Genomic DNA, 15,624 nt, shown 5'->3' with positions numbered 1-15,624 from the left:
GTCTGCGATGGCCTCGCCGCCGTCGGCGAGCATCACCGCCAGGTCGGTGGCGATCCGGCCCGGGTCATGTCCGGTCCCGCGCGGCCGCAGCGGCCTGAGCGCGGCGGAGTACGCGGCGGTCAGCCCGGTGGCATCAGCGAGATCCGCCAGCAACCGTGCCCCGGCATGCCCGACCACCCCCGAACCATCGGCACTGACCTGAACCTTGGGACGCAACCCGATAGCCTGCACGTAGAAAGTGCCCTCCGCCTGGACCGACAGAACCCCTCAGCAAGGTTCATCTCCCAGGTCAGGAAGGCACTTTCGTATTTCCGCCTCAACACCCGCCGAACCCAAGCGAAACGGCGAGGCTAGCGCTGGATCGTCCAGGTCCGCGCAGTCGATCTGCCTCATCTACACGCCTTCACCCGGGGCCTGGAGCGGGACCGCGACGCCGTGATCGCCGCGCTCACGCTTCCGTACAGCAACGGCCCCACGGAGGGCGTCAACACCAAGACCAAGCGGATCGCGCGCCAGATGCACGGACGAGCAGGCTTCACCCTTCTTCGCCACCGCATCCTCCTCGGATAGCGGCACGCTCCGTCACCACCGAATGTGAGACAGGGCCGTTGATTAGACACTCCCCCTGCCGGGGGTCCACCACGGCGTGCCGGCGGTGATCACGCTCGGCTTCGGCCAGCGGGAGGGTGGAGTCGGTGAATGCCGCGTGGTAGCGGTAGACGGGCACAGAGAAACACCAGGTCAGAACCTGCGTGAGCATGAGGAGCTCTCTGGGAACACGCCGTCAGGCAGCCGTCTCACCGGGAACATCGAGCTCCTCGGGCTCGTCACCGGAGACGTCGGACACCTCAGGATCACCGCCGGGGACGTCAGGGTCAGGCGCGGCCTCGTCTGGGCTTCCGGCCGCGTGGTACGAGGGCGAGGGGAGCGTCCGCCTCGGCCTTCTCGAACTGCGGCAGTACTGATGTGTAGGTGTCGGCCGTCAGGGAGAAGCTGGCGTGGCCGAGGAGGGCTTGGATCTTCTTCATGTGGATGCCGACGGCCAGGGAGAGGGTCGCCGCGCAGTGGCGGAGGTCGTGGAGCCGGACCGGCGGCAGGCCCAGCTTCTTGATCAGCCGTTCGAAGGCCTGAGACAAGTACTCGGGGTGGTATGCGCGGCCGTTCTCCCAGGTGAAGACGAGTCCGGTGTCTTGCCAGGGTTCGTTCTTCTCGGTCTTGCTGTTCGGCTCGTCGGCCCGGTTGGGTTGCTGTTGGCGTTGCCGCCATTCTTCGTATGCGCGGTTCCACTCCTCGCGTTCCGTGTGCTGGCGTTGCTGCCACAGGCGGAGCAGTTCGTGGGTCTGGGAGTCCAGGGAGACGGTGCGCTCCCCGCTGTCGCTCTTGGGTGTGTCTTCCCAGACCTCGTAGGAGGCCGCGACGAGTTGCTCGCTGATGTGGACGGTGCCGATGGTCAGGTTGGTCTCGCTCCAGGGCAGGCCGGCGACCTCGCCGCGGCACAGGGCGCGGAAGACCATCAGGTGGAAGATCGGGTAGAGCCGATGTTCGGCGACGGCGTCGAGGAACGCTCCGGTCTGTTCGGAGGTCCAGACCATGACCTTGCCCGGCTTCTTGCCTGTGGCTTGCCAGCCGGCTACCCGCTCGTCGGTCCACACCAGCGGCTTGGGGCGGACGTACTTCGGCAGGACGACGCTCTTGGCCCAGTTCTATAGAGGGACGCATGCGCGGCCCAGGTGTCCTCGCAGGAGGACTCCGGGGCCGACCGCCGGCGGATTACAGGATCGCGGCCTCCTCGGTGGTGAGGAAGCGGAGGTTCTGCACGTGCTCGTTGACGAACATGGGCACGCCGTCCGAGGCCAGGTACCAGCGCGGCTTGTCCCCACTGTCGCGGATCACCCTGCCGTTGACGCGGAGGTTCTCGAAGGTGACGTCCTTGACGGTGTGCTCCGCGTCGGTCCCAGCGACGATCGACACGTCGGCGTTCTTGCCGTTGTAGCTGACGTCCTTGACGTAGACGTTCTCGATGCCGCGGCCGGCCGCCTTGTTCCACCTCGGGTTGTTGATGACCCGCATGTGGAAGAGCTGGCCCCAGCGGAAGTCCTCCACGCGGATGTTGTCGAACCTGACGTCCCGGACGAGGTTGCCGTCGGCGGCATTGATGGCCATGCAGCCCTGGGCGTTCACCTGCGGCTCGCGGTGGTCGAGGATGTCGATGTTCTCGAAGTTCAGGTTCTCCAGCATCTCGTGGTTGTCGGGGTCGGGGTTGCCGTGGACCCCCATGTTGATCGTGTGGGCCACATCGGCCCAGAGAGAGGTGTTTTTGACGGTGATGTTGCGGGTGTCGCCGTAGAAGTCCCAGCGGTGGGTGTAGAGGGCGATGCAGTCGTCAGAGGTGCGCAGGAAGCAGCCGTCGATCGTGACGTTCTCCGAGCAGTAGAGCTGGATGCCGTCCCCCCAGCCCTCGCGGCTGAAGGCGCGCAGGTTCTTGATGGTGAGGTTCTGGCACTCGGCGATCCTGATGTTGTGGTAGCGGGGGTTGAGGATCATGACGCCGTCGATCGTGACGTTCTGGCACTTGCCCATGAACATCGCGCCCGACTTGGAGTTGTAGATCACGCCGCGGCCGATCAGCCGGGAGTTCTCCACCCCCTCGAATCTCACGACCGAGACGAGGACCGCACCGGGGGCCAGGTAAACGGTGGTGTTGCTGGGCACGTGCAGCTCCCCGTTGGGGGGAGTATGCAGGCCGGGCCCGAAGTACATGACGTGCTTGTCGCCCTCGGCGGGCACGTCCTGCTCGATCGGGTTCGCGAACAGGTGCAGGCAGTCGAAGGTCTTGTCGTCGACCTGGACGACGACGTTGCGGGGCCGGTCCAGGGTGAAGCGCGCCGTGTCGCCGCGCACCTCGGGGGTGATGTCGTACGAGTCCGGGCGGATACGGAACTTCTCGGCACCGCCCGGGTTGTAGGTGACCTCGACCTCGACGGTGCCGGAGAAGTCGAAGGCGGCCCAGGAGGACTTCTGGACCGGGTTCTGGCCGGTGACGGCGTCGATCAGCGCCAGCTTGGCCAGGTAGACGCCGACTCTCTGCCAACTGCCGCCGACCGGCCGAACTTGACGGTGAAGGAGTTGTTGGCCGGCACCTCGGGGAGAGTCGGGTGGATGACAACAGTATCGCTCGGGGAACCGGTTTCTCCAGTGGCAGCCTGGGCGGTGCCCCCGACGCCAGCGGCCATGCCGCTGACAGCAAGGACGCCAGCGGCCTGGAGGGCAGTTCGCCGGGAGAGGGACGAGCTCATGGGGACTCCTTGACGGTACGTGTGCGGGGGTGGCCGCCTGCGGCCGAAGATGGAAAAGCCCGAGGGTGCGGCCACCTCTGCGGAGTGCCGGGGCGTGCGGGGAGAACACCTGCTTTCGCGGAGGGGGTAGGTGGGCGATGGGCTGATCCGTCACGCCGAAATCTGCGGGATGAGCGAAGACAGCGTCAAGGGTTCGGCTCGTTTTCGACACAACCGGTTTCTACAGCGGCGGCCTCAGCGACGAGCGGCCACAGCCTCGGAGGCCCGAAGAGCTGCCTCTGCGGCGACGCCGGCCGCTGCGTGCGGAAGGAGGTCACCGACTCCGCCCGCGCGGCATACCCGCGGGCTCGGAGCCGCGGTGCACAGCCGGCCTTCCGTCCAGGAATGTCGCCCACAAGCGGTCCACCCGCCAGGGCTGTGAGGACCGCATCGAGCGCGTCCTGACATCCTCCCTGGGCCGCCTGAAAATGCGCCACCTGCACACCCGGCACATCCAGGAGATGCAACAAGCGCATCTGGGCGGACAACAGAGTCCACCAGGCGAACCGCGAAGCATCTCAACAGGCCCTGGCCGTGGAACGCGCCGTCCTCAGCACCGCCCTGCAGGACAGCGTCTGACACTGTTTCACGGCTTTGCAGAAACCGGTTCCCTCCAGAGGGTCACTGTCCGTCGCTCCTCGATGGTCCGAAATTTCATCTTTTTTCCTTGAGCGTTGAGTGTTTCAGCAGATTCTCGTGTCCGACATATTGTCCCGCCGCGCAGTCGGCTTTACCTTCCATAGAGACCGGTTTCTATGGAAGGTCCGAACGCCTGGACTGATGAACGGCGAGCAGGAGAGCGCGGCCGCAGTGGCGGTCATCGCGTATCACGCGGGGCCGGTGCGCCCGCCGGTACCGGCGGGTCCCTTAGAGCCTGTCCGGACGCCACTGCTACGCCACTGATCATGCTGCCGCTGAAGCACACTCGCGGCCGGGACACCGCCGGGATCACGCTGCGCACCTACGGCAACGCCTTCGCCAGGAGGGTCACTGCCGGCTCCCACTACTACTACCGCTCCTGTACCCACCCTCGTGCCCGCCTGGACGTGAGTGACGCCCCGCAGGCGGACATCACCCCGCTCACCGATACCGCCCACGGACCCTCACGGACCTCCGCCGGCCGACGGCCCCGACGCCGGACACGGCGCAAGGCCACCGGCTGACGGACGCGATACCCGACAACCCGGATGCCGTGCCGCGCCCGGCGCGTCACGGCCCCAGAAAGGTCTCTGCAATGAAACAAGTCATGGAACGCGCTAGATCGCGCATCACCGCGATAGGCGCGGCACTGGCACTGACGGTGGGACTCGCCGGGGCGGCTGCGGCGCCCGCCCGAGCCGACGGTTACGAGAGCCTGCTCACCGACCATGTGGTCAAGATCCACGAGACGGTCAGCGACGCCGGATTCGTCCACCCCGGCGTCGGCCTGTCGGCCGAGAACCTGCGCAACGCCCAGGAGATGGTCCGCTCCGGCCAGGAGCCCTGGGCTTCCTACTTCGATGCCATGACGCAGGTCCGGCCATGGGCGCAGAAGGGCTACACCGTCGACAACATGGTCAGGGACAAGCCGGAGGTCCCCGTCACGTCGACCTTCACCGAAGGGGGTCTGCGCGGGCGCCTGACCCGCGACTCCTTCGGGGTCCTCACCCAGGCGCTGCTGTGGATCAACACCGGTGACGAGGTGTACCGCAAGGGCGCGATCATGGGCCTGCGCACCTGGTCGAACATGGACCCCGACGGCTACGCCTACTTTCCCGACGCGCACATCCACACCGGCAAGCCGCTGTCGCAGTTCCTGATGGCCGCCGAGATCATCCGCGCCACCGAACCGGTCCCCGACGACACCGCTGGTACCCACGACGGCTATGACGTGACCTGGGACGCCGACGACGACAAGAAGCTCCTGAACAACCTCGCGAACCCAATCGTCGACGTCTTCAACTTCTCCAACAAGAAGTGGATGAACCAGCACAACTTCGGCCTGTACGGGCGTATCGCCACGGCGATCTACGCCGACGACGTCAACGGCTACGCACAGGGCGTCGAGTGGTTCACCAAGAACTCCACCTATGACGGCTACGACAACGGCGCGATGGCGACGCAGATGCCGCTCATCGGGGCCGACCACAAGCTCAACCCCTACGGCAAGGACTTCGTGCAGGTCCGCGAGATGGGCCGCGACCAGGCCCACGGCGAGACCAACATCGACAACTTCGCCGCCCTGGCCCGCTTCCTCGACGTCCAGGGCACCAAGGTCGACCCCGTCGACGGCACCGTCTCGACCGCCGACGACGCGGTGAGCGCCTACTCCTTCCTGGACAACCGCCTGCTGCACGGTGCGGACGCCTTCTACGGCTTCATGATGGGCGCCTGGATCCCCTGGGTCGACGAACAACAGGCCGGCGGCACGCTCTCCCAGGCGTACCGCGGCCGGGTCTTCAACCCACTCTCGGAGCTGTACTACCAGTACAAGTACAGAGAAGGCGTTGACGTCGACGCCGAGGCTCCGTGGCTGGCAGAGCTGCACCGGCGTATGGACGGCCCCTTCTTCCGCTACGGGACCGGCATCAGGAACTTCTGGGCCCCCGGCGACAAGAGCGTCGAGTACTGGGTCGCCTTCCCCGAGGAACTGGCGGGAACGGAGCCGACGCCCGTCGAAGAGACCGAACTCTCGTTCGGCCGCTACGCCCTGCTGATGGACGACGGCACCGAGATCGTCACCGAGGACGGCCGCACCTTCGCCCGCGCCCACGCGAGCCCGGACGGCACGACCAGCGCCGTCAGCCGGATGATGCGCCCCTGGGGCCGCGACATCGGCGTGCTGGTGCGGACCGACGGCCAAGCCACGCTCGATGTGCTCTCCAAGGAGGCGCCGTCCGGCCTGAACCCGGACGAGACCGGGCCCAGCACCCTCGGAACGGTGGAACTGCCCGACACCCACGGCGAATGGCGGTACATCACCTACCCGGCGACCGGGTCCAATGTGCACTACTACCGCGTGACCGGCGCCGAGGGCGTCACCGTCGACTTCGACACCGTCATGTTCGCAGCCAAGGACAACCTCACCGCCCCGCGGTTCGAGCAGACCCGGGACCAGTACTACTGGTGGCCGGACGTGAAGGCGTCGTTCGACCTGTCCGCGGTCGACGCGGGCGGTTCGGTCGTCTACTCGGCCGCCGGCCTCCCGGACGGAGCGTCGCTCGACGCCGAGACCGGGACCGTCACCTGGACGCCGACGCCCCGGGACCGCGGACGCCACCCGGTCCAGGTCGTCGCCGACGACGGCGAGTCCATCACGGCGCGCACCTTCGAGCTCGTGGTGTCCAAGAACCGGCCCCGCATGATCGAGGACGCGGTCGCCGACGGCACCGACGAGGACGCCGTCTACACCGCCGTCACCTACGAGCCGTACCTGGAGGCGCTCGCTGCGGTCAAGCAGGTCGCCGACGATGAAGGCACCGACGCGGATTTCCGCGCCGCCTTCGACTCTCTGCTGGACGCCATCGACGGGCTCAGGCTGCTCAACCCGCGCCTGGAGGACGGGACGCTGGACTTCACCGGCATCGTCACACCGACGGTGATCGACAAGAACGGGGTACGCAACCTCGCCGACGACGATCACACCACGTTCGGCGGCGACATGCTCGGCACGTTCTTCACGCTCGACTTCGGGCCGGACTACCGGGTCGCCGCATCGCAGTTCGACATGCAGGCGCGGAACCTGTTCCCCAACCGGTACCAGGGCGCGAACGTGTACGGCTCGCTCGACGGCGCCGAATGGACGCTGCTGACCGAGCGGGCGACCTCGAACACGTCCGACTGGGAGCGCATCCCGGTCGTCGCCGACCAGGTCGGCGAGGAGTTCCGGTTCCTGAAGGTCCAGGTGGACATCCGCGGCGAGAAGACCGACCCGGCCTACCCCGACATCTTCTCGATCGCCGAGCTCCACATCCACGGCGAACGCTCCGAAGCGGTCAACGGCATCGCCGAGGCCTCGCTGTCCTCCGACGACGCGACCATCGGCCGCGTCACCACCGGCGACAAGGTCACCGTGGCCTTCTCCAGTGAGGAGCCGATCAGCGACGTCGCGGTCACCATCGCCGGGCAGAACGCCAAGGCCGTCAGCGACGACGGCAAGACCTGGACCGCCTCGACGGTACTCGATGGCGTCACCGGCGGCCGGACGGTCACCGTCGGCATCGACCACACCACCGCCGACGGCGAGGCCGCCGACACGTTCTACGGGACGACCGACGGATCGAAGCTGTGGGCGAGCGACCAGCGCAACTACCTCGATCTGGGCGCCCTCGGCGAGGTCGTCGACCTCAACGGCGACGCCGACTCGAACAAGTCCCGCCACGGACTGAGGATGACCGACGACGACCTGGGCACCGCCAGCGACGTGCGCGCCGTCGACGGCGAGTACTACCTGATCTGGGACTTCGGCGACGGCGTGTCGGTCTCGCTCGACCGGGCAGAGCTGCGGCCGCGCCAGGACGGCTACGGTCTGTCCCGCATGTGGACCCAGACGCTCGACGGATCGAACGACCTGGTCAATTGGACGCGGCTGACCAAGCCGTCCGAGACCACCCACGACTGGCAGAACCGTTCCTCGCTCGACGACGGCTCCTACCGGTACCTGCGGATCCGCAACGGCACCATCATCAGCGTCGCCGAGCTGCGGATCTACGGCGAGGTCTACCTCGACCTGGCCAAGCTGCTCGCTCGGGCCGAAGCGGTCGACCTGGGCCTGCACTCGCGGGCCTCGGGGATCCTGTTCACCCGGGAAGTGGAGGCGATCAAGGCGGCCGCCGAGAAGGACGGCGCGGACGAGCAGGCGCTCGCCGAGCGGCTCCTCGAGGCTTGGGACCTCCTGGAGGACCCGCCCTCGACGATCATGCCGGTCGACCCGTCCTGGGTGGAGGCCAGCAGCCCGTCCTGGAACGGCTCGCTCGATGCGGCCGCCAACGGCTGGGTCCTGTTCGACGGCGACCCGTCCACGTACACCGACACCAAGACGGCCGAAGGCTGGGTGCGGGTCCTCCCGGACGACGGCCGCGTCCTGACCGTCGAGACCGTCAAGGTCCAACCGCGCCCCGGACACGCGCACCGGGCCAACGGGTTCAAGGTCCAAGGCTCCAACGACGGAGGCAAGACCTGGGAGACGTTCCTGACACTCTCGACGCCCGCCTCCAGCGGCTGGACCGAGTACCCGCTCGAGGCGCCCGTCAGCTACCAAGCGCTCCGGCTGTACTCGGCGAACGGCTACACGAACCTGGCCGAGCTCCAGTTCCTCCGCGTCCCGGTGGACGTCACCGGACTGGATCTCCTCCTGGAGGAAACCGCCGCGCTGTCCGAGGCCGACTGGACCGCCGAGTCCTGGGCCGACCTGACCGAGGCCCGTAAGGCCGGGCTGGCCCTGCGCCAGACCGGTGCCAACCCGACGCAGGCCGAGGTGGACGCCGCGACCGACGCGATCGCCGCGGCCGTGGCGGCACTCGTGGCCGCCGGGTGAACGAAGGGGCCGGACCGGTACCGGAGACTGCCGGCAAATGGTCCGGCCCCTGTGCGTGACGTCGGCCTTCATCACCTGGTTGCGGGTGGTGAAGGCCGGCGGTGCGTTTGGTGGGAGGGTGTCGGCGTCGCTGCGGGAGCCCGGGGTGGATTCGCCTCTGACTGTCTCCGAGCGGCCCAGGTCGAACCGGGGTCGAACCAGAGCGTTTCCCTCTGACTGCCTCCGATCGCCTCTGCAACCCGTTCTAGCAGGTCACAGCCCTTTCGACCTTCATAAGCCCCGTCAGGGGAATGCGCCAGAATTACCAGCGGTTGTACGCGTACTCGTGGCGCGGATGCGGCTCGACCATGGTGATCACGTGCCCGGGTGGCCGCCGTACGGGCCCACGGCGGCCGGCTCCGCGTACACCTCGCTGCGGATCTCCTCACTCATGTCGCTCCCCTTCCTTCCTCCGGCCGACGCCCATACCCTGACACCCCGTCAGACAATCCGCCAGAGTCAGGGAAGCCTCGGCATGTCACTGCTCGCGGGCAGGACCCTGATCGTCTCGGGAGTCGGCGCCGGGCCCGGGCACCAGCTCGCGGCGGCGGTCGTGCGCGACGGGGGCAACGCCGTGCTCGGAGCGCGCACGGAGGCGAATCCAGCCAAGTCGGCGGCGGAGATCGACCCCGGCAGCGCGCACACCGCCTACCGCCCGGCCGACATCACCGACGAGGAGCAGTGCGAGGCACTTGCCGCGCTCGCGGCCGAGCGCTTCGGGCGGCTCGACGCCGTTGTCCATGTCGCCGCCCAGGACAGCTACTTCGGCGGTCCTGAGGACGCGGACTTCGCCGCCTGGCAGTCCGTCATCGATGTGAACCTGCTCGGCACGCTGCGGATGACCCGCGCCTGCCTGCCCGCGCTGAAGGAGAACGGCGGGTCGGTCGTCCTCATCGGTACGCAGTCCTCGGTGGCCGCGCCGACACAGGTGCGGCAGATGGCGTACGCGGCCTCGAAGGGCGCCCTGACGAGCGCAATGTACTCGCTGGCAAGGGAGTTGGGCCCGCACCGGATCCGGGTGAACACCGTGCTGCCGGGGTGGATGTGGGGCCTGCCGGTCGAGGCGTATGTCCAGTTCTCGGCGCACACCAAAGGCGTGCCGGAGGCCGAGGTGCTGGAGCGGCTGACCTCCCGTATGGCGCTCCCGGAGCTGGCCACGGACTCAGACGTGGCCGATGCGGCGGTGTTCCCGGCCTCGGACCGGGCGCGGGCGATCACCGGGCAGTCGTTGCTGGTCAACGCGGGGGAGTTGATGCGCTAGCCCCTTTTGAACGCGTTCATAGGCATGATGGGGGTCTCCCCGCTCGAGCGAAGTCGAGAGTGGGGGGAGTCGGCGATTGACGACAACGCGGCAGATGTGCGGGCCCCGCGTCTTGGGCATGATCGGCCCTAGGCCCGCGGGTAGCGGGCCAGCCACCCCGGCGACGACCCGCCCGGCCCGTGCAGCGCGGGCCCCTGGGTCATCTCCATCGCGAAGTCGTCGGCGAGGACGAGCATCGTGGGGCGGCCCTCCAGTTCGGCGAGCCAGGCCGGCGGGAGGGCCGTCTCGCCGTGCAGGGCACCGAGCAGGGCGCCGGTGAGCGCTCCGGCGGCGCCCGAGGGGCCGCCGTGGTTCACCGAGAGGCACAGCCCGTGCCGGGTGTCCTCGCCGACCAGCGCGCAGTACACGGCGACCGACAGCAGACCCTCCGCCGTACCCGCCCCGGCCAGCTCCTCGATCCGGGCCGGCGAGGGCACGCCCTGCCGTACGGCACCCAGCGCGTACTGCAGGGCGTCGGTCACCGGCTGCTGCCCCGGCCAGTCGGCGAGCAGCTGGAGCGAGCGCTGCACGGCGGCGTCGAGGCTCTCGCCGTGGGCCAGTCCGTGCACGATCAGGGCGTACGCGCCTGCCGACAGGTGGGCGGTGGGGTGGCCGTGGGTCTGGGCCGCGCACTCGACGGCGAGTTGCATCACCAGCTGCGGCTCCCAGACGACGAGCAGTCCGAAGGACGCGGAACGGGCGGCGGCCTCGGAGCCCGTCTCCTCTGGGTGCGTCCAGGGTGCCCATCATGCCGTCGGCGAGGCCGATCAGGCAGGGGCGGGCGGGGGCGCGGCGTGCGCACAGCCACTCCTCGCGGGCCGGCCGTCTTCCTTGCGGCACTCGTCGGGGCTCCAGTCGTGCTGCGTGGCCGCCCATCTGCGGTACGCGCGGTGCAGATCGGTCGGCGGGTGGATGCCTTCATGGCCGCTCCCACGGTCGCCTGATCGACCACCGAAGTGGACGATGCGCCGCCCGGTGCCCGAGTTCTCCGGCCACCACCACGGCTCCGTCGCGCTCGGCGGCCTTGCGGGCCGGGATCCGCGCGCTCCGGCCCATCCGGTGCAGCTTTCAGGCACGCACCAGACGGATCATGTTCCAGGAGAGCGGCTCGAGTTCGGCCCGCAGGACGCCGTCGGTGACGGTGGTGCCGGTGGCGGGGTGCGGGACGACGCGGGCCGGCTGGTCCACGGTGTTGCGTGCCTCCGGGTCGGCGTCGGCCAGAACCAGGTGCTCCGCCACGGTGTGGGCCTCGATCCCACGCACGTCGATCTCCAGCGGCAGGGCGGTGCTCTGCCCGCGGTTGACGGCGAAGACGGTGACCGCTCCGGTCTCGTCGTCGGTCACGGCGGTGGTGTGCAGCAGCGGCACCTCGCCGAACCGGGCGGTGGGGTACGTCGGGCTGTCCACCTCGACGCGCAGCACCCGGCCGCGCCCGTACGCCGACGCCTGGGCGAAGGGGAAGAAGGTGGTCTGCCGCCAGGCCGGGCCGCCCGGCTCGGTCATGATCGGCGCGATGACGTTGACAAGCTGTGCCAATGAGGCCGCGGTGACCCGGTCGGCGTGTCTCAGCAGGGCGATGAGCAGTGAGCCGAAGACCACGGCGTCCGTGACGGTGTAGACGTCCTCCAGCAGACGTGGCGCCTGCTGCCAGTCCTCGACCGGGTGCAGGTTGGGCCGCTTCTGGTACCAGACGTTCCACTCGTCGAAGGAGAGGTTGATGCGCTTGCTCTTCTTCAGCCGGGCGCGGACGTGGTCGCAGGTGGCGACGACCGACTCGATGAAGTGCTCCATGTCGACGGCGGATGCGAGGAAGGAGTCCCGGTCGCCGTCGATCTCCTCGTAGTAGGCGTGCAGGGAGACGTGGTCGACCAGGTCGTAGACCGCCTCCAGGACGGTGGCCTCCCACGCGGCGAAGGTCTCCATGCCGGAGTTCGAGCTTCCGCAGGCCACCACCTCCAGATCGGGCTGGATCATCTTCATGGCGCGGGCCGTCTCGGCGGCGAGCCGTCCGTATTCCTCGGCCGTCTTGTGGCCGATCTGCCAGGGGCCGTCCATCTCGTTGCCCAGGCACCACATCCTGATGCCGTACGGCTCCTTGCCCCCGTGGGCGACACGGCGGTCGGACAGCTCGGTGCCGCCCGGGTGGTTGCAGTACTCCAGCAGTCGTATGGCGTCCTCAACCCCGCGGGTGCCGAGGTTGACGGCCATCATGGGCTCCATGCCGGTCTTGGCACAGAAGTCGATGAACTCGCCGAGGCCGAACTCGTTGGTCTCGGTGGTCTTCCAGGCCAGGTCCAGCCGTGCCGGCCGCTCCTCGCGCGGTCCCACCGTGTCCTCCCAGCGGTAGCCGGAGACGAAATTGCCGCCTGGGTAGCGCACGGTGGTGACGCCCAGTTCACGGACCAGGTCCAGGACGTCGTGGCGCAGACCGTCGGCGTCGGCCTGCGGGTGGCCGGGCTCGTAGAGGCCCGTGTAGACGCAGCGGCCCAGGTGCTCGACGAACGATCCGTACAGCCGCGGGTGGACGTCACCGATGCCGAAGGCCGCATCGAGGGTGAAGCGTGCGACCGGGGTGGTGGTGCGGAGATCGGGCATGACTGCCTTTCAGATTTGCGGACCCAGCAGGTGAGCGAAGTGAGTCATCAGAGAACGAGCGCACACACGACCGAGGGCGCGGAGATCGCCGAGGCAGCCTGTTCGAGGGCTCCCGTGTCAAGGACGCGCAGGGCGGCCATCGTGCCGCTGTGCTGGTTGGCGACCAGCAGATGACCGGCCGCGTAGGTCAGGCCTCGGGGCCAGGTGCCGCCGCTCGCCGTCTCGCCGATCGGTTCCGGGGTGGTGCCGGTGAGGCGGAAGGCGGCCACGGTGTCGGCGCCGCGGTTGGTCAGCCAGACGAAGCGCCCGCAGGGGGAGGCGACGATGCCGCCGGGCTGGTTGACGACGTCCCGGGCCCTGGTGGCGGGCACCGTGGCGACGGCCGTCAGGGTGCCCTTGGCGGTGTCGTACCGGTGGCAGGTGAGGGTCGAGGACAGCTCGTCCGCGCTGAACACCAGCTCCCCGCCGGGAGCGAAGGCGAGGTGGCGAGGGCCGGAGCCGGCGCACAGCCGGTTCACCGCCGCCCGCTCGAGGGTTCCGGTGCGCGTGTCGAGCCGGTAGGTGAAGACCGCGTCGGCGCCCAGGTCGGTGGCGAGGACGTAACGGCCCGCCGGGTCGACGAGTACCTGGTGGGCGTGGCTGCCCTCCTGCCGGCCGGCCACCGGTCCCGACCCCTCGTGCACCACGACGTGGGTCGGCTCGCCCACCCGTCCGTCTGCGCCGAGCCGGTGCACGGCCACGCTGCCGGGAGTGACGTCGTCGCCGTAGTGCGCGGTCAGCAGCCAGCCGCCGTCGGGGTGGACGGTGAGGTGGCACGGGTTCGCGCCCCCGCTGCTGACCGGTGCTCCCCGGGCGGTCAGGGTGCCGTCGCCCTGCCGGGCAAGGGCGGTCACGGATCCGGAGGCTTTCTCGTTCGTGCTGTAGAGGACGTCCAGGAACGGGTGCGCGGCCAGGAAGGAGGCACCACTGACCGGCACGGGCGGCACCCCGCTGTCGTACGCCAGGTGGCCGGTCGCCGGATCGAGCCGCAGGGCGGCGACTCCGGTGCCGTCGCCCCCGCTGTCCGGGGTGTGGGAGCCGGTGAGGACGAGGGGCCGGTCGTCGGGGGTGCGGGTGCGCATGAGTGGTCCTTGAGCAGGTGCGGGGAGGTCAGCGGACGTTGTCGTCATGGTGGTCGAGGAGCCGCAGTTCGGAACGACGGGGCAGGCCCTCCCAGTCACCGGCGGTGCCGACCGCGAAGGCGCCCAGCAGGGCCGCCGTGCGCAGCCGCCGCTCGGGCGGCTCGCCCGCGAGGAGTTCGGCGAGGTACCCGGCGGCGAAGGCGTCGCCCGCTCCGACGGAGTCGTGGACCTGGACGGGGATGGCGGGCTGCCGGTACTGCCGCCCGTCGATGAGCGCGTACGCGCCCTCGGCCCCCGTCTTGATCACGGCGGAGGCGGGGCCGAAGTGGCAGATGCCTTCGGCGAGTTTGTCCGGGTCCTGCGTGCCGTCCACCGCGAGTCCCGCCTCGTGCGGTCCGGCGAAGACCAGGTCGCTGCGGCGCAGCAGCGGCAGCAGGGCGGCCCGGGCATCCGCCTCGCTCCACAACAGGGAACGGAAGTTGATGTCCAGGGACACGGTCACCCCGGCGCCTGCGGCGATGTCCACGGCCCGGGTGACGGCCCGGGCGGGGCTGTCACCCAGCGCGGGCGTAATGCCGGTGACGTGCAGGACCGTCGCCCGGGCGATGAGGTCCTCGGGGATGTCCTCGGGTGACAGCCGGGCACCGGCGGTGTGGGTGCGGTAGTAGCGGGTGCGGCTGTGGCCGGCGGTGCGCTGCTCCTTCAGCAGCAGCGAGGTGGGAGCGGCGTCGCGTACGGCGACGGCGGTGACCCCTTCGGCCCGCAGTTCGCGCAGGATAAGGTCGCCGAGTGCGTCGTCGCTGACGCGGCTGATCCAGGTGGCGCTGCCGCCGAGCCGGCTGACTCCGACGGCGACGTTCAACTCAGCTCCGGCCAGCCCCAGGCGCAGGTCCATCCCAAGGGCGAGGGGGCCGGGCCGGAACGCGGACAGCACCCCGAGAGCCTCGCCGACTGTCACGAGACAGGGCTCCTTCTGCCGGCCGCTCACCGGCCGGCCTCTTCGGTCCGGGGGCCGGGGGCCCGCATCGTGGCGCCGACCGCGTCCAGCAGGTCACGCGCCCTCGCGGTGAGGGACTCCAGTGGCCCGGAGCCCGGGGCCCGGTCCGCCCCGCGCAGCAGCGGGGAGCCGATTCCCACGGCGTATGCTCCCGCGTCGACGTACTCGCGGGCGTGGGCGATGTCGACACCGCCGACGGCCATGAGCGGGATCTCCGGCAGCGGCGCACGCAGTTGGCGCAGGTGCCCGGGGCCGCCGGTCGAGGCGGGGAACAGCTTGACGGCGGCGGCACCGGCCCGCCAGGCCGCGGCCACCTCGGTCGGCGTCCAGGCGCCCGGATAGCACGGCACACCGCTCTTCGCGGCGCCGCGCACCACGTCGGCGTCGACGACCGGCGCCACCAGGAACTCGGCGCCGGCCGCGAGCGCGTCCCGGGCCTGGCCGCAGCTCATGACCGTGCCCGCGCCCACCGCGACCTCGGGCCCGAGGTCGTCACGGATCCAGGCCAGGGCGTCGAGTGCGTCGCGGGTGGTGAGGGTGATTTCCAGGCAGGTGATGCCGCCGGCCGCGAGCGCCCGGGCCGCGGCGGGCAGCCCGGAGGCGTCGGCCGACCGGAGGATGGCCATCACCCGGGTCCGGCCGAGCTGCGGGGTGAGGGCGGGGCGGTCCATCACCCCACCCTGCGGGTCGTGTCGGCGCCCTGGACGTCGGTCATGTTCGTC

9 protein-coding genes and 3 pseudogenes are annotated in these 15,624 nt (G+C 69.6%); 4 read left to right on the top strand and 8 right to left on the bottom strand.

Features of this window, described 5'->3' with window-relative positions; translation table 11 throughout:
- Positions 1-261 (bottom strand): annotated as a pseudogene (locus KWI83_RS33275) (IS1380 family transposase); the annotation flags it as partial.
- A 96-nt stretch (positions 262-357) separates the two neighbouring features.
- On the opposite strand from KWI83_RS33275, the pseudogene KWI83_RS33270 reads away from it, so the two are divergent.
- Positions 358-570, top strand: a pseudogene (locus KWI83_RS33270) (transposase); the annotation flags it as partial.
- 305 nt (positions 571-875) lie between these two features.
- Here the strand turns inward: KWI83_RS33270 and KWI83_RS33265 are convergent.
- Together KWI83_RS33265 and KWI83_RS39350 are read right to left on the bottom strand one after the other, a co-directional pair.
- Positions 876-1,592 (bottom strand): site-specific integrase, encoded by a 717-nt coding sequence (locus tag KWI83_RS33265; protein WP_218518111.1) that lies wholly within the window; start codon positions 1,590-1,592, stop codon positions 876-878.
- A gap of 178 nt (positions 1,593-1,770) precedes the next feature.
- Entirely contained in the window at positions 1,771-2,901 is a 1,131-nt protein-coding gene (locus KWI83_RS39350; protein WP_308122327.1) for a glycosyl hydrolase family 28 protein, read from the bottom strand.
- Positions 2,902-4,240: 1,339 nt separating this feature from the next.
- Between KWI83_RS39350 and KWI83_RS33255 the strand changes: the two genes are divergently transcribed.
- The 3 genes from KWI83_RS33255 to KWI83_RS33245 all read left to right on the top strand — a co-directional run bounded on the left by KWI83_RS33255 (position 4,241) and on the right by KWI83_RS33245 (position 10,150).
- Positions 4,241-4,498 carry a hypothetical protein gene (locus KWI83_RS33255; protein ID WP_218518110.1) on the top strand — a complete coding sequence of 86 codons (258 nt, stop codon included), beginning with the start codon at positions 4,241-4,243 and terminating at the stop codon, positions 4,496-4,498.
- An 83-nt stretch (positions 4,499-4,581) separates the two neighbouring features.
- Positions 4,582-8,850 carry a discoidin domain-containing protein gene (locus KWI83_RS33250; protein WP_218518109.1) on the top strand — a complete coding sequence of 1,423 codons (4,269 nt, stop codon included), beginning with the start codon at positions 4,582-4,584 and terminating at the stop codon, positions 8,848-8,850.
- Positions 8,851-9,364: 514 nt separating this feature from the next.
- Complete coding sequence (locus KWI83_RS33245) at positions 9,365-10,150, top strand: SDR family oxidoreductase (RefSeq protein WP_218518108.1); 786 nt, start codon at positions 9,365-9,367, stop codon at positions 10,148-10,150.
- A 128-nt stretch (positions 10,151-10,278) separates the two neighbouring features.
- On the opposite strand, the pseudogene KWI83_RS33240 reads toward KWI83_RS33245, so the two are convergent.
- The 5 genes and pseudogenes from KWI83_RS33240 to KWI83_RS33220 all read right to left on the bottom strand — a co-directional run.
- Positions 10,279-11,100, bottom strand: a pseudogene (locus KWI83_RS33240) (ADP-ribosylglycohydrolase family protein); the annotation flags it as partial.
- 157 nt (positions 11,101-11,257) lie between these two features.
- Positions 11,258-12,784, bottom strand: a complete 1,527-nt coding sequence (locus KWI83_RS33235) for an alpha-N-arabinofuranosidase (RefSeq protein WP_218518107.1) — start codon at positions 12,782-12,784, stop codon at positions 11,258-11,260.
- A gap of 47 nt (positions 12,785-12,831) precedes the next feature.
- A complete protein-coding gene (locus KWI83_RS33230) occupies positions 12,832-13,905 on the bottom strand; it encodes a lactonase family protein (RefSeq protein WP_218518106.1) in 1,074 nt (357 codons plus the stop codon).
- Between the two features lie 28 nt (positions 13,906-13,933).
- Entirely contained in the window at positions 13,934-14,863 is a 930-nt protein-coding gene (locus tag KWI83_RS33225) for a sugar kinase (protein WP_308122325.1), read from the bottom strand.
- Between the two features lie 26 nt (positions 14,864-14,889).
- Positions 14,890-15,573: a bifunctional 4-hydroxy-2-oxoglutarate aldolase/2-dehydro-3-deoxy-phosphogluconate aldolase gene (locus tag KWI83_RS33220; RefSeq protein ID WP_256363145.1), complete on the bottom strand. Its 684-nt coding sequence runs from the start codon at positions 15,571-15,573 to the stop codon at positions 14,890-14,892.
- Between the last annotated feature and the right edge of the window lie 51 nt (positions 15,574-15,624).

The organism is Streptomyces sp. TRM70350, assembly GCF_019219825.1.
GTDB lineage: Bacteria > Actinomycetota > Actinomycetes > Streptomycetales > Streptomycetaceae > Streptomyces.
Note: the sequence above shows the minus strand (reverse complement) of the source record. Positions and strands in the feature narration are given on the sequence as shown.

Excerpts from the sequence above, each read along its gene's own strand:
- KWI83_RS33230 (WP_218518106.1), bottom strand. The coding sequence starts at position 13,905 with ATGCGCACCCGCACCCCCGACGACCGGCCCCTCGTCCTCACCGGCTCC.
- KWI83_RS33245 (WP_218518108.1), top strand. The coding sequence starts at position 9,365 with ATGTCACTGCTCGCGGGCAGGACCCTGATCGTCTCGGGAGTCGGCGCC.
- KWI83_RS33220 (WP_256363145.1), bottom strand. The coding sequence starts at position 15,573 with ATGGACCGCCCCGCCCTCACCCCGCAGCTCGGCCGGACCCGGGTGATG.
- KWI83_RS33255 (WP_218518110.1), top strand. The coding sequence starts at position 4,241 with ATGCTGCCGCTGAAGCACACTCGCGGCCGGGACACCGCCGGGATCACG.
- KWI83_RS33235 (WP_218518107.1), bottom strand. The coding sequence starts at position 12,784 with ATGCCCGATCTCCGCACCACCACCCCGGTCGCACGCTTCACCCTCGAT.
- KWI83_RS33250 (WP_218518109.1), top strand. The coding sequence starts at position 4,582 with ATGGAACGCGCTAGATCGCGCATCACCGCGATAGGCGCGGCACTGGCA.
- KWI83_RS33265 (WP_218518111.1), bottom strand. The coding sequence starts at position 1,592 with ATGGTCTGGACCTCCGAACAGACCGGAGCGTTCCTCGACGCCGTCGCC.